This is a genomic window from Streptomyces krungchingensis (assembly GCF_054729265.1).
In genome coordinates, this window is the sequence record NZ_JBPUKY010000001.1 from 2,636,622 (window position 1) to 2,656,933 (window position 20,312).

General features: G+C 71.1%; 15 protein-coding genes. 5 read left to right on the forward strand and 10 right to left on the reverse strand.

The window, feature by feature from the left end; translation table 11 throughout:
- Window positions 1–6 precede the first annotated feature (6 nt).
- Complete coding sequence (locus ACSYGO_RS11820; protein WP_460386632.1) at window positions 7–978, reverse strand: LysR family transcriptional regulator; 972 nt, start codon at window positions 976–978, stop codon at window positions 7–9.
- 70 nt (window positions 979–1,048) lie between these two features.
- Here ACSYGO_RS11820 and ACSYGO_RS11825 point away from each other — a divergent pair, with 70 nt between their 5' ends.
- On the forward strand, window positions 1,049–2,188 hold the full coding sequence (locus ACSYGO_RS11825; RefSeq protein ID WP_460386633.1) for a TDT family transporter: 1,140 nt from the start codon (window positions 1,049–1,051) through the stop codon (window positions 2,186–2,188).
- A 26-nt stretch (window positions 2,189–2,214) separates the two neighbouring features.
- On the opposite strand, the gene ACSYGO_RS11830 is transcribed toward ACSYGO_RS11825, so the two are convergent.
- The 6 genes from ACSYGO_RS11830 to ACSYGO_RS11855 form a co-directional block, all read right to left on the reverse strand.
- Window positions 2,215–6,054, reverse strand: coding sequence for a tetratricopeptide repeat protein (locus ACSYGO_RS11830; RefSeq protein WP_460386634.1), 3,840 nt, complete (start codon window positions 6,052–6,054; stop codon window positions 2,215–2,217).
- The gene (locus ACSYGO_RS11835; protein ID WP_426681942.1) at window positions 6,051–6,329 is read right to left on the reverse strand and encodes a hypothetical protein; all 279 of its coding nucleotides are present in this window, start codon (window positions 6,327–6,329) and stop codon (window positions 6,051–6,053) included. The genes ACSYGO_RS11830 and ACSYGO_RS11835 overlap by 4 nt, the downstream gene beginning before the upstream one ends.
- 138 nt (window positions 6,330–6,467) lie before the next feature.
- Entirely contained in the window at window positions 6,468–7,379 is a 912-nt protein-coding gene (locus ACSYGO_RS11840) for a helical backbone metal receptor (RefSeq protein ID WP_460386635.1), read from the reverse strand.
- A gap of 51 nt (window positions 7,380–7,430) precedes the next feature.
- A complete protein-coding gene (locus tag ACSYGO_RS11845; protein ID WP_095933167.1) occupies window positions 7,431–8,012 on the reverse strand; it encodes a helix-turn-helix domain-containing protein in 582 nt (193 codons plus the stop codon).
- 877 nt (window positions 8,013–8,889) lie between these two features.
- Window positions 8,890–11,499 carry an ABC transporter permease/substrate binding protein gene (locus tag ACSYGO_RS11850; RefSeq protein ID WP_460386637.1) on the reverse strand — a complete coding sequence of 870 codons (2,610 nt, stop codon included), beginning with the start codon at window positions 11,497–11,499 and terminating at the stop codon, window positions 8,890–8,892.
- Window positions 11,492–12,589 carry a quaternary amine ABC transporter ATP-binding protein gene (locus tag ACSYGO_RS11855; protein WP_460386638.1) on the reverse strand — a complete coding sequence of 366 codons (1,098 nt, stop codon included), beginning with the start codon at window positions 12,587–12,589 and terminating at the stop codon, window positions 11,492–11,494. Before ACSYGO_RS11855 ends, ACSYGO_RS11850 begins: the two co-directional genes overlap by 8 nt.
- Before the next feature lie 173 nt (window positions 12,590–12,762).
- Between ACSYGO_RS11855 and ACSYGO_RS11860 the strand changes: the two genes are divergently transcribed.
- Window positions 12,763–13,701 carry a 5'-3' exonuclease gene (locus tag ACSYGO_RS11860; protein ID WP_426681944.1) on the forward strand — a complete coding sequence of 313 codons (939 nt, stop codon included), beginning with the start codon at window positions 12,763–12,765 and terminating at the stop codon, window positions 13,699–13,701.
- Window positions 13,702–13,802: 101 nt separating this feature from the next.
- Window positions 13,803–14,639, forward strand: coding sequence for a siderophore-interacting protein (locus ACSYGO_RS11865; protein ID WP_432175556.1), 837 nt, complete (start codon window positions 13,803–13,805; stop codon window positions 14,637–14,639).
- 174 nt (window positions 14,640–14,813) lie between these two features.
- On the opposite strand, the gene ACSYGO_RS11870 is transcribed toward ACSYGO_RS11865, so the two are convergent.
- From ACSYGO_RS11870 to ACSYGO_RS11880, 3 genes are all read right to left on the reverse strand, one after another.
- Window positions 14,814–15,590: an ABC transporter permease gene (locus tag ACSYGO_RS11870; protein WP_426681937.1), complete on the reverse strand. Its 777-nt coding sequence runs from the start codon at window positions 15,588–15,590 to the stop codon at window positions 14,814–14,816.
- Window positions 15,587–16,603, reverse strand: a complete 1,017-nt coding sequence (locus ACSYGO_RS11875; protein ID WP_460386639.1) for an ATP-binding cassette domain-containing protein — start codon at window positions 16,601–16,603, stop codon at window positions 15,587–15,589. Before ACSYGO_RS11875 ends, ACSYGO_RS11870 begins: the two co-directional genes overlap by 4 nt.
- A gap of 184 nt (window positions 16,604–16,787) precedes the next feature.
- Window positions 16,788–17,438 (reverse strand): PadR family transcriptional regulator, encoded by a 651-nt coding sequence (locus ACSYGO_RS11880; RefSeq protein ID WP_257004633.1) that lies wholly within the window; start codon window positions 17,436–17,438, stop codon window positions 16,788–16,790.
- 256 nt (window positions 17,439–17,694) lie between these two features.
- On the opposite strand from ACSYGO_RS11880, the gene ACSYGO_RS11885 reads away from it, so the two are divergent.
- Window positions 17,695–19,245 (forward strand): amino acid permease, encoded by a 1,551-nt coding sequence (locus ACSYGO_RS11885; RefSeq protein WP_460386640.1) that lies wholly within the window; start codon window positions 17,695–17,697, stop codon window positions 19,243–19,245.
- Between the two features lie 4 nt (window positions 19,246–19,249).
- Window positions 19,250–20,224, forward strand: coding sequence for an RluA family pseudouridine synthase (locus ACSYGO_RS11890; RefSeq protein ID WP_460386641.1), 975 nt, complete (start codon window positions 19,250–19,252; stop codon window positions 20,222–20,224).
- The last annotated feature ends 88 nt before the right edge of the window (window positions 20,225–20,312 follow it).

Below are 20,312 nucleotides of genomic sequence, written 5' to 3' on the forward strand. Positions count from 1 at the left end.
CGGCCGTCAGTGGAACGAGCGGGTCAGGGCCAGGAGATCCCGGGCGGGACCGGTGGGGCGGTGACCGGTGGGCCAGACCGCGCGCAGGGCACGGTCGAGCCGGACGCCGGCGAGTTCCACGGTGACCAGCCGACGGGCCGACAGCTCCTCCCCGAGCGCGAGCTCGCTGAGGACGGCGGGCCCGGCCCCGCTGACCGCGGACGCCTTGACCGCGGTGGTGGAGGACAGCTCGATCAACGGCCGGGCGAGCCCTCCGAGCGCCGCGTCCAGCACCTGCCGCGTACCCGACCCTTCCTCCCGCAGGATGAGCGGCGTCGCCGCGAGCTCGCCCGCGGACAGCGGCGCCCGCCGCCGCGCCCACGGGTGCCCGGGCGCCGTGACCACGATCAGCCGGTCCCGCGCGACGACCACCGAGTCGAGGCCCACCGGAACGGACAGCCCTTCGACGAAGCCGAGGTCGGCCTCGCCCGCGAGGAGCCGCTCCGCGACGGCGGCGGAATTGCCGGCGAGGAGCGACACCGCCGTGTCGGGGCGCTGCGCGCGCAGCGCGATCAGCCAGCCGGGGAGCAGGTATTCAGCGATGGTCATGCTCGCGGCCACCCGGAGCCGGGAGTCCCGCCGGTCGCGCAGGGCCTGCGCCCCGGCGTCGAACGCCTCGGCCGCCTCCACCACCCGCCGGGCCCAGTCGGTGACGAGCGCGCCCTCGTCGGTGAGCCGCGAGCCGCGGGGTGAACGGTCGACGAGGGCCACCCCGAGCTGGCGTTCCATGGAGCGGATGCGGCTGCTGGCCGCGGGCTGGGTGATGCCCAGTTCACGCGCCGCGCGCCCGAGGCTGCCGAGCCGCGCCACGGCGAGCAGCAGTTCCAGCGCGCCGAGCTCCGGCACCCGGTGCGCGATGCCGCTGCCGGCCGTCTCTCCGGCTCTGCCCGCGGCCGCTTCGTGCTCGCTGGTCCCGGTCGCCGATTCCGTCCTGCCCATAAATCCAGCTTATGCCCTCATAGAACAGTGCTCCCTGGTGGGGAGGCCTTCGGCGCGGGACGGTGGAGCCATGGTCACCGCTGCCCAGCCCCTCGCCGTCCGCACATCGGGATCCCCTCGCACGGTCGGAACCCACCGCGCCGCCACCGTGCGGCACCTGGGCCCCAACTGGTACGCCTCGGTGATGGGCACGGCCATCGTGGCCACAGCCGGCGCCGGACTTCCCGGACACGTGCCGGGCCTCAGAGCCGTGTGCGCCGGGGTGTGGGCGCTGTCGCTCGCGATGCTCGTGACACTGCTCGCCGCTCGCGCCGTGCACTGGACCCGTCACCGCGACCAGGCCCGCGCCCATCTTCTCGACCCGGCCATGGCGCCCTTCTACGGCTGTCTCGCCATGGCCCTGCTGGCCGTCGGCGGCGGGGCGCTGGTCGTCGGCGAGGACTGGATCGGACCGCGGGCCGCGCTCGCGCTGGACGTCGTCCTGTTCACCGTCGGCACGGCGGTGGGACTGCTGGCCGCGGTGGCCGTCCCGTACCTGATGGTCGTGCGGCACCGCATCGAGCCCGGACAGGCCACACCGGTGTGGCTGCTGCCGCTCGTCGCCCCGATGGTCTCCGCCGCCCTCGGCCCGCTGCTCGTACCGCATCTGCCGGCCGGGCAGGCCCGCCAGACCCTGCTGCTCGGCTGCCTCGCGATGTTCGGGCTGAGCCTGCTGGCCACGTTCCTGGTGCTTCCGCTGATCTTCGCGCGGCTCGTCACGGCGGGTCCGCTGCCCCTCGCGCTCACCCCGACCCTGTTCCTGGTGCTGGGGCCGCTGGGCCAGTCGACCACCGCGACGGGCAAGTTCGCCGACGTCGCCCCGGGGGTGATGCACGCCCCCTACGACCAGGGATTCGGCCTCCTCGCCGTCCTCTACGGGGTTCCCGTGACCGGCTTCGCACTGCTGTGGCTCGGGCTCGCCGGCGCGATGGTGCTGCGGGCCCGCCGCCGGGGCATGGGCTTCGCGATGACCTGGTGGGCGTTCACCTTCCCGGTCGGGACGTGCGTGACCGGCGCCGAGGGGCTGGCCCGGCACACCGGCCTGCTCGCCTTCGACGGCCTCGCGGTCGCCCTGTACGTGCTGCTCGTGGCCGCGTGGGCGGTGGCGGCCTGGTGCACGGTCCGCGGGCTGCTCAGCGGCGAGCTGCTCACAGCGCCTTCGCGAAGGTAGCTTTCTGTGTCTGCCTTTCCCGGTGTTCATCGCACGGATCGGCGTGGCCAGGGCTCATCGTTCGGTGGGTCTTCCAGCGATGCGCGGATCGAATTGAGGTTCCTCTGGCGGATGGCGGTGGTGGGGTGGTCCGGGCCGAGCGCGGCCTCGGTGACGGCCAACGCCCGCTCCGCCAACGGCAACGCCTCCGCATGACGCCCCAGACCACGGAACGTCGACGCGAGACTACCCAGACGGATCGCGGTGGTGGGGTGCTCGGGACCGAGCGCGCTCTCGGTGACGGCCAACGCCCGCTCCGCCAACGGCAACGCCTCCGCATGACGCCCCAGATCGCGAAACGTCGACGCGAGATTGCTCAGACGGATGGCGGTGGTGGGGTGGTCGGGACCGAGCACGGACTCGCTGACGGCCAACGCCCGCTCCGCCAACGGCAACGCCTCCGCATGACGCCCCAGATCACTGAACGTCGACGCGAGACTACCCAGACGGATCGCGGTGGTGGGGTGCTCGGGACCGAGCGCGCTCTCGGTGACGGCCAACGCCCGCTCCGCCAACGGCAACGCCTCCGCATGACGCCCCAGATCGCGAAACGTCGACGCGAGATTGCTCAGACGGATGGCGGTGGTGGGGTGGTCGGGACCGAGCACGGACTCGCTGACAGCCAACGCCCGCTCCGCCAACGGCAACGCCTCACCATGCCGCCCCAGATCACTGAACGTCGACGCGAGATTGCCCAGACGGATCGCGGTGGTGGGGTGCCCGGGACCGAGCGCAGCCTCGCTGACGGCCAACGCCCGCTCCGCCAACGGCAACGCCTCACCATGCCGCCCCAGATCACTGAACGTCGACGCGAGATTGCCCAGACGGATCGCGGTGGTGGGGTGCTCGGGACCCAGCGCGGACTCGGTGACGGCCAACGCCCGCTCCTTCACTGGCAGCGCCTCCGCATGCCGTCCCAGAGCGCCGAGCGTTGACGCGAGGTTGCTCAGACGGATGGCGGTGGTGGGGTGGTCGGGACCGAGCACGGACTCGCTGACGGCCAACGCCCGCTCCGCCAACGGCAACGCCTCACCATGCCGCCCCAGATCACTGAACGTCGACGCGAGATTGCCCAGACGGATCGCGGTGTCGGGGTGCTCGGGACCCAGCACGGACTCGCTGACGGCCAACGCCCGCTCCGCCAACGGCAACGCCTCACCATGCCGCCCCAGATCACTGAACGTCGACGCGAGGCTGCCCAGACGGATCGCGGTGTCGGGGTGCCCGGGACCCAGCACGGACTCGCTGACGGCCAACGCCCGCTCCGCCAACGGCAACGCCTCACCATGCCGCCCCAGAGCGCCGAGCGTTGACGCGAGGTTACCCAGACGGATCGCGGTGTCGGGGTGGTCGGGACCGAGCACTGACTCGCTGACAGCCAACGCCCGCTCCGCCAACGCCAACGCCTCACCATGCCGCCCCAGATCGCGAAACGTCGACGCGAGATTGCCCAGACGGATCGCGGTGTCGGGGTGGTCAGGGCCGAGCGCGGCCTCGGTGACGGCCAGTGCCCGCTCCTTCACCGGCAGCGCCTCCGCATGCCGGCCCAGAGCGCCGAGCGTTGACGCGAGGTTGCCCAGACGGATCGCAGTGGTGGGGTGGTCTGGACCCAGCGCGGCCTCGGTGACGGCCAACGCCCGCTCCGCCAACGGCAACGCCTCACCATGCCGCCCCAGATCACTGAACGTCGACGCGAGATTGCCCAGACGGATCGCGGTGTCGGGGTGGTCGGGACCCAGCGCGGCCTCGGTGACAGCCAACGCCCGCTCCTTCACTGGCAGCGCCTCCGCATGCCGCCCCAGAGCGCCGAGCGTTGATGCGAGGTTGCTCAGGCGGATGGCGGTGGTGGGGTGCCCGGGACCGAGCACGGACTCGCTGACAGCCAACGCCCGCTCCGCCAACGGCAACGCCTCACCATGCCGCCCCAGATCACTGAACGTCGACGCGAGATTGCCCAGACGGATCGCGGTGGTGGGGTGCCCGGGACCGAGCACGGACTCGCTGACGGCCAACGCCCGCTCCGCCAACGGCAACGCCTCACCATGCCGCCCCAGATCACTGAACGTCGACGCGAGGCTGCCCACGCGGATGGCGGTGGTGGGGTGCCCGGGACCGAGCGCGCTCTCGGTGACGGCCAACGCCCGCTCCGCCAAAGGCAACGCCTCCGCAGGCCGCCCCAGATCGCGAAACGTTGTGGCGAGGTTGCTCAGACGGATGGCGGTGTCGGGGTGCTCGGGACCGAACACGGACTCGCTGACAGCTAGCACCCGCTCCGCCAACGGCAACGCCTCCGCATGCCGTCCCAGAGCACTGAACGTCGACGCGAGATTACTCAGACGGATGGCGGTGTCGGGATGCTCGGGACCGAACACTGCCTCGCTGACGGCCAACGCCCGCTCCGCCAACGGCAACGCTTGTGAGGCCTGTCCGCGGGCCCTCAGATAGAACGCGGTCCGATTGAGCAGCGCGGCGAGGGCAGAGAGCTCCGACACGGCTTGGTGGTACTTGTCTACGGCCTGCACGTGTGGCAGCAGCTGTTGCCAATCCGGCCAGCTCTGCACGTCCTCGGGACTACCCAATGGCATGGCGGCATGTAGCCAGTTCACGGCGGCTTCGCTGGGGTGAGGTGGGCCGGCCGGCCGGGATCGGTGCAGCGCTGTCCAGAATTTCCTGGGGCGCGGCCTCGGAGTGGGCGTGGGAGTGGTGCTGCGCAGCACTGTCTGCACGAGGCGGTGGACGGTGACGGTCTCATGGTCGAGGGTGATCATGCTGTAGGCGGCCAGTACACCCAGTGCCTGATCCACATCCCGATCCGCGGGCAAAGAGCCGCGCAGTACGCGTCTTGGCAGGGAATCGGGTGCGCAGTAGGCCAGGACCCGCAGCAGCTCCACTGCGTGCGGATCGGTCGTGTGCAGGGCGTCGAGGGTGACGCTCCACAGTCGGGCAATGGTCCGCTGCTGGGGATCTCCGGGGGCCGTGGTGGCGAGCACATCCGTCGGGTCGGCGCGCAGTCGGGCGATGTAGCCGGCAGCGCTGCTGCGAGTCTGTGCCAGGTACGCGCCGGCCTGCTGCAAGGCCAGGGGCAGGTGACCGAGTTCCTCGGCCAGCTCGGCCAGGCCCGCAGTGTCGCTGTCGGCCCGGCGTCCGGTGATCTCCTGAAGCACTTTCACCGAAGCTTCAGCTGTCAGGGTGTCCAGGCGCAAGGGCGTGCCGAGGTCGCGCCAGGGCAGGTCACGTCGGGTCGTGACCAAGGTTTGGCCGGTGCTGAGTCGGCCAAGGTAAGGCTGCAGGTCGGCGGGCTCTTCCGCATTGTCGAAAACCAGCAGCCACCCCGTACGGCCCTGCAGCCAGGTGATGGCCCAGTCGGCGCCCTCGTCCAGCGGCAGCGCAGCGTGCACCGGATTGACAGCCGCGGCCAGGGAAGCCAGCCCGGCCGAAATGGTGGCGGTCGACGACGCGTCGATCCACCACACCGGCCCATGTCCTGCTGCCAGGTGCGCATGGGCATGGTGCAGGACCAGGGTGCTCTTACCGACTCCACCCATTCCCCGCACGGTCTGCGTGACGATCCCCGTCCCCGTCGACGGCAGGCCTTGCAAAGCGGCGAGCGTGCTGTCACGACCCTCAAAGGCACGGCTGTCCAGTGCGGGCAGGTTGTTCAGTTGCGCTATCGCCTCGTCAGCGACCGCCGGCTGCAGCGCACCGGGAGGCAGCACAAGGTTCCGCAGCTCGATCTGGGCCCGGTCGCCGTTGGCGATGATGCCCGAGTTGTTCGCTGCGGCGGCGGACCGGTCTCCCGAGACGTGTGATGCGGGTGGCTCGGTCATCGCTGAACAGTGCCGTTGTCCCCCGTGATGATCACCCCGGAATTGTCCTGAGTGGCCACCGAACGTTCACCCGACGCGGTCGACGTGCCGGGCGTCGTGGCAGCCGACGGGGTCGAGGAGCCGATCAGGGACGATGCCCAAGCGCCCAACACGCCCGCGATGACGGCGCCGGCACCCGCACCCGTCCCGATCCGCGTCGACTGATCCCACGGCAACAACAGATCGCCCAGCAGCACGCACAGCCCGAACACCACCAACGAGCCGGCAACCACCATCAGCCAACGCCCTGCCCGACCCATCTGACGCCCCCTCACTCTCCATCAGCGAACGAACCATGCTTCCACGACGACAGACACGACCCCCACGGTTCCAGCAAACCAACGCTGAACCGACACTCACCTCTCCGGCAACCATCAGCCCTCCTCCGCAAGGCCGCGGGAAGCTCCGTCCCAAGCTGCTCGCAGCGCCGCGCTGAGCACGGCCGGTGCCTCGGCGAGCGAGGGGCCGTACCAGGTCAGCATGCGGCCGTCGACGAGCGCGCAGGGCAGGCCCTCGAAGGCCTCGGGTCCGTCGTCCGCGGTGAAGCGGTACGGCTCGTCGGGCAGGACGACGAGATCCGCCGCCGCTGCCCTGAGGTCGGGGAGCGGCACACGGGGGTAGCGGTCCGCATGGCCGGCGTACGCGTTGTCCACGCCCAGGCGTGCCAGGACGTCACCGGCGAAGGTGTCCCGGCCGAGGACCATCCAGGGCCGCCGCCAGATCGGCACGATCGCGGTCGCGGGGCGGGCCGGTTCCGGCAGTTCCGTCCAGGCCGCCTCGGCCTCGTCGAGCCAGCGCGGGCGTGTTCCGGGGCGGCAGGCGTCGAGCACGCGGGCCAGTTCGCGGAAGGCTCCCGGCACGTCGCGCACCTCGGTGACCAGCACCTCGATGCCGGCCTCGCGCAGCGCGGTCAGATCGGGTTCCCGGTTCTCCTCCTCGTTGGCGACCACCAGATCGGGGGCGAGTCGCACGATCCGGCCGACGTCCGGGTTCTTCGTGCCGCCGACGCGCACGACGTCGAGGTCCGCGGGACGGCTGCACCAGTCGGTCGCACCGACCAGTGCACCGGGCACGGAGAAGGCCACGGCCTCGGTGAGCGAGGGCACGAGCGACACGACACGCGGCGGGGTGCGTCCCGGCCGCGGAGCGGCGGTCGGTTCGTCGGCAGGCGTGGCGGCGGACGCGGACGCGGGTGTGGCGGCGGACGCGGACGCGGGTGTGGCGGCGGACGCGGACGCGGGTGTGGCGGCGGAGGTGCGGACGGTGTCACCGGAGGTGCCGGACATGGCGTCAGTATCGCAGCGGGCCGCGGCACGTGCGGCGGCCGCCCGGCGGGGTCAGCGCTTGCCGGAGCTGCGCCGGTCCTCGACCGCGTCGATGTGGTCGGCGACCTCGACGACGACGACCCGGGTGTCCGGCACGGTCGCCCGCCAGCGGTGACGGACCCCGCCCGTCAGGTAGAGCGTGTCGCCGCGTCCGAGGCGATGGGCGCGCCCTTCCGCCTCGACCTCCACGGCGCCGTCGGCGACGAACATCAACTTGTCGTTGCGGTGCTGGAGTTCGCGTCCCTCGTCGTGGTCGCCGGTGAACTCCGTGGCGTGCATCTGGTGGTGACCGCGCACCAGGGGGCGCACCTGCGCCTCGGGGGTGAACTCCGCGCCCACGTCGGCGCGCACGACGTCGACGCTGCATGCCGGATCGGCCGCGGCGAGCAACTCCACGGCGGTGGTGCCTAGCGCGTCGGCGACCCGCTCCAGGGAACTCCTGCTGGGCCGGGCCCGTTCGTTCTCGACCTGGCTGAGGAAGGGGACCGACAGGCCGCTGCGCTCGGCCACGACGGCGAGAGTGAGCCGCAGTGCCCGGCGTCGCCGCCGGACGGCCGCGCCCACCCGAAGGGGCTGATCTTTGTGGTCGCCCATCGCTCCGGCTCCCTCCCTCGCGTCGTCGGTCCGATACGGATGCCGCGGTCCGCCGGTTCGACGGGCCACTACTTCTGATGAGTTGTTTGCACCCTACGCATGTTCGGCAAACCGTTTCATGCACCCGTCACATCGCTGTCACATCGATGCAGGGCCAGGGTTACAGTTCGCGCCATCGGACGAGTTGCCCGGACCCGTCCGGCACGCACCCGTCGCACGGGGCGAAATGGCTGGCCGGCAGGGCCGGATGCCGCGGCGGGGCGCGCGGCGGGTCTGCCGCGGGTCCGGCGGGACCGGACCGGGGCCGCGGGGGCGGGGAGTTCTCCGGCAGGCCCGACCGGCCGCGGGATCGTAGGCACGGGTGCGAGGGGTTCCGCACCGCTCGCCGCGCGGGCGCGCATCGGCCAACTCCACGTCCGTACGGCCTGGTTCGGGCCGTCGGGCGACGTCCGGAGCGCCGGCGCCCCTCCGGGGCCGAGGACCGGCCGGGAGCCGGGGCGGACGCCCGTGCGGCGACTCGTGAAGTCTCCCCGCGGACACCTGAGTTGACGGTCCGTCGAGGGGGCCGGTGCGGCTGGGTCCGCGGCGGCCGCGCGGGCGATGCGGTTGTCCGGATCTTTCTCGTACGCCAGTGCGTCGCCGTCGCCGCCGTCGGGCGCGAGTACGGGCCCGCGTCCGAGCCGGACCGAAGCCGGAGTCACCGGCGGTGCCGGACCGGAGGCGGAGGCGGAGTCGGAGTCGGCCCGTTCGTTCGCGCCCCCGCGTGCGTCCGCCGGCGGCGCGGGGCCGGAAACGAGGGCGGGGTGGCCTTCGGCACGGGACCCGTGCGACGAAGACCACCCCTGGGTGGATCACATGCGGTGGACGACCGGTGGAACTACTGCGGCGTCATCCGCCCCACCATGTCCGGGTGCTCCTTGAGCCACGCGGCGACGGCGTCCTCCTCGTGCCCCTGTCCGCGCTGCTTGATCTCGCTCTCCAGGCTGCCGAGTTCGTCCTCGGTCATCCGGAAGTTCTTGATCCACTCGGTGAGCTGCGGGTACTGGTCCGGGAACTTCTCGCTGGAGATCGTCCGGATCGTGTTGCCCTCTCCGAACAGCTTCTTGTCGTCCGCGAGCTTGGTGAGCTTGTACTCGCTGTAGGCCCAGTGCGGCGACCACAGGACGACGGCGACGGGCTCCTTCTTGGCGTACGCGCGCTTCAGCTCGGCCAGCATCGCGGGCGTGGAGCCGTCGACGACCTTGTACTCCTTGTCGAGGCCGTACCCCGGGAGCACCTTCTTCTTGAGGAGGTTCATCTCGCCGGTGCCCGGCTCGATGCCGATGATCTTCCCGCCGAAGGTGCCGGACTTCCCCTTGAGGTCGGCGAGGGACTTGACGTCCTTCACGTACGACGGCACCGCGATCTCCAGCGAGGTCGGCCGGTACCAGGTGCCGAGGTCCTTGAGGTCGTCCTTGTGCTGGTCCCAGTAGTTGGCCTGGGCGTACGGCAGCCACGCGTCGAAGTTGAGGTCGATGTCGCCGGAGGCCAGGCCCGTGTAGACGGGACCGACGTCCATCTGCTTGAGGTTCAGCGTGTAGCCACGGCGGGCCAGCACGTTCTTCCACAGGTAGGTGACGGCGACGTCCTCGTCCCAGGGGAACCAGGCGACGTCCAGCGGGCGCTTCGCCTCGGCCGGGGCGGCCGCGCTCTTGACCGGAGCCAGTTTGTCGACGACACCCGGGTTCTTCTTCAGCCAGGCACGCACGGCGTCCTGCTGCTTGCCCTTGCCCGCCTTGTTGATCTCCGCTTCCAGACTCGTGAGCTGCTGCTCGCTCATCCTGAAGTTCTTGAGCCACTGGCCGACGACCGGGTTGTCCTGGGCGAAGCCCTTGCGGGAGAGGGTGTGCACCCCGTCGCCCTTGCCCCAGGCGCCCTTCGGGTCCTTGAGCTTCTTCAGCTTGTAGTCGCTGTAGGCCCAGTGCGGCGACCAGAGGGTGACCACGATGGGCTCCTGCTTGGCGTACGCGCGCTTCAGCTCGGCCAGCATCGCCGGCGTCGAGCTGTCGACGACCTTGTACTCCTTGTCGAGGCCGTACTCCTTGAGCACCTTGCTCTTGAGCAGGCTCATCATCCCGGCGCTGGACTCGATGCCGGTGATCTTGCCGCCGAACCGGCCGGCCTTGCCCTTGAGGTCCGCCAGGGAGTCGACGTCCTTCATGTAGGCGGGCACGGTGAGCTCCAGGGAGGTCGGGCCGTACCAGGAGCCCAGGTCGTCGAGCTGCTTGCCGTACTTCTTCCAGTACTGCTCGTGCGTGGTGGGCAGCCAGGAGTCCGTCTCGAAGTCGATGTCGCCCTGGGCGAGGGAGGTGTAGAGCGGACCCGCGTCGAACTGCTTGGCGTCGACCTGGAATCCGCGCTGTTCGAGGACCTCCTTCCACAGGAAGGTGGAGGCGACGCCCTCGTCCCACGGGATGTAGCCGATGGTGACCTTCTTGCCCTGTCCGATGTCCTTGCCGTCGGCCGCGGTGGACTCGCTCGCCCCGCCGCCGAAGACGCCCATGCCGCCCGCGACGAGCGCGAGCACGACGACGCCGACCACGGCCACCGCGGGCCGGGGACGGTAGGACCAGATCTTCAGGCCCTGCGCGGCACGCAGCTTGGCGGCGGCACGGCGGCCCAGCGGCGAGACCTGGCTGCCGAGCGAGCTGGTCATGCGGTCGAGGTAGATCGCCAGGATCACGATGGCGACACCGGCCTCGGAGCCGAGGCCGACGTTCAGCTGGCCGATGGCCTCGTTCACGTCGCCGCCGAGACCGCCGGTGCCGACCATGCCCGCGATGGCGGCCATGGACAGGCCCAGCATGATGACCTGGTTGACGCCCGCCATGACGGTGGGCAGCGCGAGGGGCAGCTGGATGCGCAGCAGCGTGCTGCGCGGTGTGGTGCCGAACGCGTCGGCGGCCTCGACGAGTTCCTTGTCGACCTGGCGGATGCCCAGCTCGGTCATGCGGACGCCGGGGGCCAGCGCGAAGATCAGCGTGGCCACGATGCCGGCGGGGCCGCCGGTGCCGAAGAACAGGATCGCCGGGATGAGGTAGATCATCGCGGGCAGCGTCTGCATGAAGTCGAGCACCGGCCGGACCAGGCCGCTGACCCGGTCGGAGCGCGCCGCCCAGATGCCCACGGGCACGGAGATCACGAGTGCGATGAGCGTCGACACGAGGACGAGCGACAGGGTCACCATCGCGTCCTCCCACAGGCCGAGGGAGTCGATGAAGGCGAATCCCGCGAAGGCGAGCACACCGGCGGAGGCGCCGCGCAGCCAGAAGGCGACGACCGCGAAGATGCCGGCGAGGAGGAGCGGCTGAGGGGCCTGGAGGACGGCGTTGATGCCGTCGTAGGCGCCTTCGAAGACGACCTTGAAGAAGTCGAAGAGCCACGCCATGTGGTGCAGCAGCCAGTCGACCGCGTCGTTGACCCAGTCGCCGAAGGGAATCCTAGGCATCGGCCTGCACCGCCTTGTTCAGCTTGCCGTCTCCGTCACGCGGGGTGACGCAGGGCCCGGGCGCCCCCTGCTCGTCGCCGAGGAAGCCGACCAGGCGCTGCCGGGGCACGACGCCGACGAGGTCGCGCTTCTTGTCGACGACGGCGACCGGGTGCGACAGCCGGGCGCTGATGGCGCACAGGTCCACGAAGGAGGTGTCGGGCGTGGCGGTCTCGCAGGAGCAGTCCGCCTCGTCACCGCGTACGTCGGTGTCCATGACGGCTCCCGCGGTCAGGACGCGCGAGCGGTCGACGTCCTGGATGAAGGAGGCGACGTAGTCGTTGGCCGGGCGGACCAGGATGTCCTCGGCGGTGCCGATCTGGACGATACGGCCGTCGCGCATGACGGCGATCCGGTCGCCCAGCCGCATCGCCTCGTTGAGGTCGTGCGTGATGAACACGATGGTCTTCTTGAGCTTGCGCTGGAGCTCGATCAGCTGGTCCTGCATGTCGCGGCGGATCAGCGGGTCGAGCGCGCTGAAGGACTCGTCCATCAGCAGCAGGTCGGCGTCGGTGGCGAGCGCGCGGGCGAGGCCCACGCGCTGCTGCATGCCGCCGGACAGTTCGTCGGGCCAGGACTTCTCCCAGCCCGCGAGTCCCGCGAGTTCGAGTGCCTCGGTGGCCCGCTTCCGGCGTTCGGCGGTCGGTACGCCCTGGACCTCCAGGCCGTAGGCGGCGTTCTCCAGGACACTGCGGTGCGGGAAGAGAGCGAAGTGCTGGAAGACCATGCTGATCTTCTTCGAACGGACCTCGCGCAGCTCACGGGCGCTGAGTTCGGTGAGGTCCTGGCCGTCGAAGCGTACGTGTCCCGCGGTGGGCTCCAGGAGTCCGTTCAGCATGCGCAGGAGCGTGGACTTGCCGGATCCGGACAGGCCCATGACGACGAAGATCTGGCCGGGCTCCACCGTGAAGGATGCGTCGATGACCGCGGCGGTGGTGCCGTCGGCCCGCAGCTCCTCGCGGTCGGTCCCCTCGCGGAGCCGTTCCACGGCCTCTTTCGGTCGTCTGCCGAACACCTTGTGCAGATGTTCGGCTTCTAGCCTGGATGACACGTGTACCTCTCGTTCGCACGGTTGGAACGGTCCGCACGGCCGCACGGCCTGTGCGGTTGAAAGCGCAACCGACTTCGCTCAGAGGCGGCGCCTGCCCCCGCTTACGCGGAGCAAACACGAGAGTGGCCCACGTCACCGTCGGTGCCACGGCACTGTCGGTGGCGTACGGCATGATGCGGAGCGTGACAGAGCAGACGCGACGACTCATGCTTCTCGACACCGCCTCGCTGTATTTCCGCGCCTATTTCGGTGTCCCGGAATCCGTGAAGGCCCCCGACGGCACACCGGTCAACGCCGTGCGCGGGCTGCTGGAATTCATCGACCGCCTCGTCAAGGACCACCGCCCCGACGCCCTGGTGGCGTGCATGGACGCGGACTGGCGCCCGCAGTGGCGGGTCGACCTCATCCCGTCCTACAAGGCCCACCGGGTGGCCGAGGAGCGCGAGGGGGGTCCGGACGAGGAGGAGGTCCCGGACACGCTGTCACCGCAGGTCCCGGTCATCGAGGCCGTCCTGGACGCGCTCGGCATCGCCCGCGTGGGCGTCGCGGGGTACGAGGCGGACGACGTGATCGGCACGTTCACCGGCCGCGCCACCGGCCCGGTCGACATCGTCACCGGCGACCGCGACCTGTACCAACTCGTGGACGACAAGAGGGGCGTTCGCGTCCTGTATCCCCTGAAGGGCGTCGGCACGCTCCAGCTCACGGACGAGTCGTGGCTGCGTGAGAAGTACGGCGTGGACGGCGCCGGGTATGCGGATCTGGCGCTGCTGCGCGGCGACCCGAGCGACGGTCTGCCGGGCGTGCCGGGCATCGGCGAGAAGACGGCCGCCAAGCTGCTCGCCGAGTTCGGCGACCTCGCCGGGATCATGGCCGCCGTCGACGACCCGACGTCCCGGTTGACTCCGTCGCAGCGCAAGCGCCTCGACGAGTCGCGTCCGTACGTCGCGGTGGCGCCGAAGGTCGTCAAGGTCGCGGGCGACGTGCCCCTGCCGGACGTGGACACGACGCTGCCGCACGCGCCGCGGGATCCGGCGGCCCTGGACGCACTGGCCACGCGCTGGGGTCTGGGCGGCTCGCTCCAGCGACTGCTCTCCACCCTGCACGCATAGCTGAACTCTTCCGGCATAAGTGATACCGCCGTACGCATAGGTGACGCAGAGAAGAGGGTGCTAACTTAGGTAAACCTAAGCATGTGATCCAGGAGGCCGTCATGGCAGAACGCCCCGCACGCAAGCCCCGGAAGCCCCACTCCGCGCAGGTGGTGCGGACGGAGCGGCTGACCCCGCACATGCAGCGTGTCGTGCTGGGCGGCGACGGTCTGGCCGACTTCACCGCGGGTTCCTGCACCGATCACTATGTGAAGCTGCTGTTCGGCCCCGAGGGCGTCACGTATCCGGAACCGTTCGACATGGAGCGCGTCCGGGCGGAGTTCCCGCGCGAGCAGTGGCCCGTGACCCGGACGTACACGGTGCGGGCGTGGGACCCCGAACACCGCGAGCTGGCCCTGGACTTCGTGGTGCACGGCGACGAGGGGCTGGCGGGGCCCTGGGCGCTGCGGGCCCGGCCGGGCGAGGTCGTCCGGTTCATGGGTCCCGGTGGCGCCTACGCCCCCGACGCGGGCGCCGACTGGCATCTTCTGGCCGGTGACGAGAGCGCGCTGCCCGCGATCGCGACCGCCCTGGAGGCGCTGCCCGACGGCGCCGTGGCCCATGCCTTCGTCGAGGTCGCAGGGCCGGAGGAGGAGCAGAAGATCGACTCCGACGTGGAGGTCGTCTGGCTGCACCGCGGAAACCGGCCGATCGGCGAGGCGCTGGTGGAGGCGGTTCGCGCGCTGGAGTTCCCGGCGGGCCGGATGCAGGCGTTCGTGCACGGCGAGGCGGGCTTCGTGAAGGAGCTGCGCCGGATGCTGCGTGTCGAGCGCGAGATCCCGCGTGAGGACCTGTCGATCTCCGGCTACTGGCGCCTCGGCCACAACGAGGACGGCTGGCAGGCGTCGAAGCGGGAGTGGAACGCGCAGGTGGAGGCGGAGCAGGAGGCGTCCGCGTAACCCGCGCGGGGCGGCCACGCACACGTGATCGCCCCGGCAGGCACCGATGGGACCGTGTCGGCCTCCGCCCGGCTCGACCGGTGCGCTCTGCCGCACCGGCCGCCGGCCCGAGCCCACAGCCCACAGCCCACAGCCCACAGCCCACAGCCCACAGCCCACAGCCCACAGCCCGTCCTACACCGACCGCTGGTACGAGCGGAACGTGCGGATCGACAGCCACACCGACACCACCGCCAGCGCGAGCAGACCGCCTCCCCTGCCGGCCACGTCGCCCCAGTCGGGGTGTTCGGACATCGCCGAGCGGCCCGCGACCATCGCCCAGTCGAGCGGGTTGAAGTCGGCGATGTGCCGCATCCAGCCGGGCATCTGGGACGGGGCCATGAAGGCGCTGGACAGGAACGTCAGCGGCAGCAGCAGGAAGGTGTTGATGCCGATGATCGACTCCCGCTCCCGGACCAGCATGCCGAGCGCGTTGGACAGTGCCCCGAAGACCGTGCCGAGCAGCACCGAGGCGACGACCAGGACCGCGACGCCACCGAGGCCGCCCGGAAAGTCGGCGCCGCCGAGCAGTCCGAGCAGCACGATGACGACCGACTGCAGGGCGGTCACCACGCCGTTGTTGACGACATTGCCGTTCATCAGGGCCGCCCGGCTCACGGGTGTCGTGAGGAAGCGGTCGAGGGTGCCGCGCTGGATCTCGTCGAGGGTGGTCATGCCCGCCCACATGTTGGAGCTGAGCGCGCTCATCACGACGACCCCGGGCACGAGGTAGTCGAGGTACGAGGTGGTGCCGAAGCCGCCGAGCTCGACGACCTTCTTGAAGAGGCTGCCGAACAGGAACAGCCAGACCACCGGCTGGATCAGGGTGATCAGCAGGTACGCGGGCTGCCGTACGAACACCATGAGCTGACGCTGGGTCATGTACCAGGTCTGGGAGACGGCGGTGCTCATCGCACACCTCCGGCGACGGCGAGGTCCCGGGCGGACTCGGCGTCCGCCTCGGAGTAGCGGCGGCCCGCGTAGCGCAGGTAGACGTCGTCGAGCGAGGGCCGGGCGACGGTGGCGGAGGCGACGCCGACCCCGGCACGCTCCAGCGCGCCCAGCAGGGCCGGCACCGCGCCGGCCCCGTCGTCGGCGCGGACGCTGACACGACGGCCGTCGAAGAGCGCCTCGTGCACACCCGGCAGCGCGGTGAGGGCGCCGCTCAACAGCGTGCGACCGGCTTCACCGACGACCTCCCGCAGCTCCACATGGACGGCGTCACCGCGCAGTTCGCCCTTCAGGCCGTCGGGGGTGCCCTCGACGACGACCCGGCCGCGGTCGACGATCGCGATGCGCTCGGCGAGCCGGTCGGCCTCTTCGAGGTGGTGCGTGGTGAGCAGGACGGTCAGTCCCTCGTCACCGGCGAGCCGGGCGATCTCGTCCCACATCGCGGTGCGCGCCTGCGGGTCGAGGCCGGTGGTCGGCTCGTCCAGGAAGAGCACCTCGGGGCGGTGGACGAGCCCCAAGGCCACGTCCAGACGCCGGCGCATGCCTCCCGAGTAGGTCTTGACCTGGCGGTTCGCCGCGTCGGCGAGGGTGAAGCGGTCGAGCAGTTCGTCCACGCGGCGGCTCAGCGCCGCTCCCTTGAGGCCGTACAGCCTGCCCTGGAGCCGGAGGTTCTCCCGGCCGGTGGCCACCGGGTCGGCACCGGAGTTCTGGGCGACCACGCCGATCGCACGGCGCACCCGGTCCGGGTGGCGCCGCACGTCGTGGCCCGCGACGGTGGCGGAGCCCGAGTCGGGGCGGGCCAGGGTGGTGAGGATCTTGACCGTGGTGGACTTGCCGGCGCCGTTCGGGCCGAGGAGTCCGAGCACGGTGCCGGTGGCGACGGTGACGTCCATGCCGCTGAGCGCGGTGACGTCGCCGGGGTAGGTCTTGGTCAGTCGGCGCGCCTCGATGGCGGGCGCGCGGGTGGTACTCATGTCGACGGCTCTCCTGGGTGAGCGGTGTTCTCGGGCAGGGCCGAGCCGATCCGCGTGAAGAGCGCCGGGCTATCCTGGGTGTGCCGCACCTCGATGGCCCGGTCTGCCGCACGGCGGAGCCGGTTCGGGGTTCGAGACCCTGGCGGGGCTGCTGCAACAGCTCTGCCGGGGTCTGTCTTCTCGGTTACTTTCCTTCGAGGCCGCCGCCCTCCGGATCCTGGAACTCCGGCGGAGCCTCACCTGTTTCGAGGAAGGTCCGCCATTCCTTGACGCCGGGGAACGTGCCGTCCTTGATCTCCGTGAGGAAGCCCCGGACCCAGACGGCCTGCGCCTCGATCATGTGCAGCTGGTACTCGGACTCGACGAGGAAGAGCCGGGGAAGTGTCTCGGACAGCTTCGCCAGGCCGCCGCGCAGGCTCGCGGCCTGCACCTCCAGCATGGTGAGCCGCTCCGCGAGCAGCCGCGCCACCTCGTCGGGGTGCAGCACGCACATCAGGGAGAGCGCGGCCTCGAAGATCGGATACTCCCGCGCCGGGACGGCGAGCAGGTCCGACAGCCACTCCGTGGCCTCTTCGCGTCCGGCGTCCGTGATGCCGTACAGCGTGCGCTCGGGGCGGTTGCCCTCCCGCTGCACCTCGGCGACCTCGACGAACCCGTGCTTCTCCAGGTTCTGGACGACGGTGTAGAGCGAGCCGTAGTTGATCTTCAGGCTGGCGTCCTTGCCGCGTCGGCGCAGGGTCTGGGCGATCTCGTACGGATGCATCGGCCGCTCGGTGAGCAGCACCATGACCGCGAGGGCCAGCGGGTTGCCGAGCTTCCGACGCTTGGCCGCCACGGCATCCACCCCCTTCGCCGGCAGCGATCGCCACCGAGCAGTGGCAACTCGTCACCGAATATCCGTGGCCGAACATATCGCGACCGTCGCGACCCGTCAATACACACGATGTATCGCGTTCTGCGGCTCCCCGCAAGAGCGTGAGGAGTTAGGTGCGCCCCGGACACGGACGCGTGACGCCGGCGAAACAGCCCCTCCCTAATTTCTGTCGCTCGACAGGAATCCTCGCGCCGCTGTGCGAAAGCAGGTTGCCGCCATGACGAGCACCGCCCCCGCCGACGTCCGCCCCGACCCGCCGCGGCCCGACGGGGCCACGGGCCTCGCCGAGTTCGGCTACCGCCAGGAGCTGCACCGCAGCCTCGGCCGGTACGCCTCGTTCGCCGCCGGCTTCTCCTTCATCTCGGTCCTCACGACCGTCTTCCAGTTCTTCGCCTTCGGGTACGCGTTCGGCGGCCCGGTCTTCTTCTGGACGTGGCCGGCCGTGCTGGTGGGCCAGTTGGCGGTCGCCGCCTGCTTCGCGGAACTGGCCGCGCGCTACCCCCTCTCGGGCGCGATCTACCAGTGGTCGTCCCGGCTGTCGAACCGGTCCTTCGGCTGGTTCGCCGGCTGGATCATGGTGATCGGGCAGATCGTGGTGGTGGCAGCGGCGGCCCTCGCGCTCCAGATGGTGCTGCCCGCGATCTGGTCGGGCTTCCAGCTGGTGGGCGACGACCCGGCACCCACCAGCGCCGACGGCGCCGCCAACGCGGCCGTCCTCGGCGTGATCCTGCTGACCCTCACCACCCTGGTCAACATCGTCGACAACCGCGTGATGTCGGCCGTCAACCGGATCGGGGTGACCGCCGAGATCATCGGCGCGGTCCTGATCATCGTGCTGCTGTTCACCCACTCCGAGCGCTCCCCCGGCATCACGTTCCACGCCGGCGAGGGCGGCAACGGCCTCTTCGGCGCCCTGATGGTGGGCTCGTTCATGGCCGCGTACGTGATGATCGGCTTCGACAGCGCGGGCGAGATGAGCGAGGAGACCCACAACCCCCGCCGTACCGCGCCCCGTACGATCCTCACCGCACTCGGCGCGGCCGGCCTGCTCGGCGGCCTGATCGTCCTCGGCGGGCTGCTGGCCGCGCCCAGCCTCACCGACGGCCGCCTCGGCGTGGACGGCCTGAGCTACGTCCTGACCAGCAGCCTCGGCGACGGGGTCGGGCGCGCGCTGCTCGCCGACGTGGCGGTGGCCGTCGCGGTGGCCACCCTGGCCATCCAGACAGCCGCCTGCCGCATGCTCTTCTCCATGGCGCGCGACGGACAGCTGCCCTTCTCCGGCCGGCTCGCGAGGGTCGCCCCGCGCACCGGCATGCCCGGCGCGCCCGCCCTCGTCGTCGGTGTCCTCGCGGCCGCGCTGCTGCTGCTGAACTTCGCCTCTCCCGACGCGTTCCTGGCGATCGGCACGACCTGCATCGTGATGCTGTACCTGGCGTACGCGATGGTGACCGGGCCGCTGCTGGTGCGCCGGCTGCGCGGCGGGTTCCAGGCGGGCGGCAGCGACGAGACCGGCGCCCCGCTCTTCTCCCTCGGCCGCTGGGGCGTCCCCGTGAACGTCCTCGCCCTGCTCTACGGCCTCTTCATGACCGTCAACCTCGCCTGGCCGCGGGCCGCCGTGTACGACCCGGCGGGCGGACACTGGTACTTCCGGTGGTTCACCCTGCTGTTCCTCGGAATGACGGTGCTCGCGGGTGCGGCGTACCGCGCGTACCGGGTGCGGGCGACGGTCACCGAGGCTCCCGAGGTCGTACCGGCCTCGTACGCTTGACCAGGTGAGACGCAAGCCCCGGATTCCGCCCTCCCCCCTCCCGCAGCGCGACGGGGTCGACCCCGTGCGGGTCAGGCTGCCGTGGGACGGGGGCTGGGCCACCGTCCGGGACCATCTGGTCGAGCGGCTCGCGGCGGGGACCGGCGTGATCGACGCGATGATCGACGCGGGGCTGATCGTCGGCGAGGACGGACGGCCCGTGACGGCCGACGCCGCGTACGTGCCGGGGATGTTCGTGTGGTTCCACCGCGAGCTGCCCGACGAGGAACCGGTGCCCTTCGCGCTCGACGTGGTGTATCGCGACGAGCACATCGTGGTGGCGGACAAGCCGCACTTCCTGGCCACCACCCCGCGCGGCAGTCATGTGGCCGAGACCGCGCTCGCCCGGCTGCGACGCGAGCTGGAACTGCCCGCGCTCGGTGCCGCGCACCGACTGGACCGGCTCACGGCCGGGCTCGTGCTGTTCACCGTGCGGCCCGGGGAACGCGGCGCGTACCAGACGCTGTTCCGCGACAAGCTGGTCCGCAAGGAGTACGAGGCCGTGGCGCCGTACTCCCCCGGTCTCGCGCTGCCGCGGACGGTCCGCAGCCGGATCGTGAAGGAACGCGGGGTGCTGGCCGCCCGTGAGGTGCCCGGCGAGCCGAACGCCGTCAGCGCGGTCGAACTGCTGGATCGGCGCGGCCCGCTGGGGCGCTACCGGCTGACGCCCAGCACGGGGCAGACCCATCAGCTCCGTGTGCACATGAACGCGCTGGGCGTGCCGATCCTCGGCGATCCGCTCTACCCGGTGGTGACCGGCCCGGTGCCGGCCGGCGACTTCCGCCGCCCGCTCCAACTGCTGGCGCGGGTCCTGGAGTTCACCGATCCGGTCACAGGGCACGAGCACCGGTTCGCCAGTGCGCGGGCGCTGGAGGCCTGGACGTCGTACGAGGCGTGGGCCGGGGCGGACGGGGTCGCGTCGCACCCCGCCGGGCCCTGATCCGAGGCCGGTCCCCCGCCTGCGGAGCCGGCCACCGCCGCCCGCGCCGGGCGTGACCGCCACCGCCGCCCGCGCCGGGCCCGACCGC

Excerpts from the sequence above, each read along its gene's own strand:
- ACSYGO_RS11820 (WP_460386632.1), bottom strand. The coding sequence starts at position 978 with ATGGGCAGGACGGAATCGGCGACCGGGACCAGCGAGCACGAAGCGGCC.
- ACSYGO_RS11825 (WP_460386633.1), top strand. The coding sequence starts at position 1,049 with ATGGTCACCGCTGCCCAGCCCCTCGCCGTCCGCACATCGGGATCCCCT.
- ACSYGO_RS11830 (WP_460386634.1), bottom strand. The coding sequence starts at position 6,054 with ATGACCGAGCCACCCGCATCACACGTCTCGGGAGACCGGTCCGCCGCC.
- ACSYGO_RS11835 (WP_426681942.1), bottom strand. The coding sequence starts at position 6,329 with ATGGTGGTTGCCGGCTCGTTGGTGGTGTTCGGGCTGTGCGTGCTGCTG.
- ACSYGO_RS11840 (WP_460386635.1), bottom strand. The coding sequence starts at position 7,379 with ATGTCCGGCACCTCCGGTGACACCGTCCGCACCTCCGCCGCCACACCC.
- ACSYGO_RS11845 (WP_095933167.1), bottom strand. The coding sequence starts at position 8,012 with ATGGGCGACCACAAAGATCAGCCCCTTCGGGTGGGCGCGGCCGTCCGG.
- ACSYGO_RS11850 (WP_460386637.1), bottom strand. The coding sequence starts at position 11,499 with ATGCCTAGGATTCCCTTCGGCGACTGGGTCAACGACGCGGTCGACTGG.
- ACSYGO_RS11860 (WP_426681944.1), top strand. The coding sequence starts at position 12,763 with ATGCGGAGCGTGACAGAGCAGACGCGACGACTCATGCTTCTCGACACC.
- ACSYGO_RS11865 (WP_432175556.1), top strand. The coding sequence starts at position 13,803 with ATGGCAGAACGCCCCGCACGCAAGCCCCGGAAGCCCCACTCCGCGCAG.
- ACSYGO_RS11870 (WP_426681937.1), bottom strand. The coding sequence starts at position 15,590 with ATGAGCACCGCCGTCTCCCAGACCTGGTACATGACCCAGCGTCAGCTC.
- ACSYGO_RS11875 (WP_460386639.1), bottom strand. The coding sequence starts at position 16,603 with ATGAGTACCACCCGCGCGCCCGCCATCGAGGCGCGCCGACTGACCAAG.
- ACSYGO_RS11885 (WP_460386640.1), top strand. The coding sequence starts at position 17,695 with ATGACGAGCACCGCCCCCGCCGACGTCCGCCCCGACCCGCCGCGGCCC.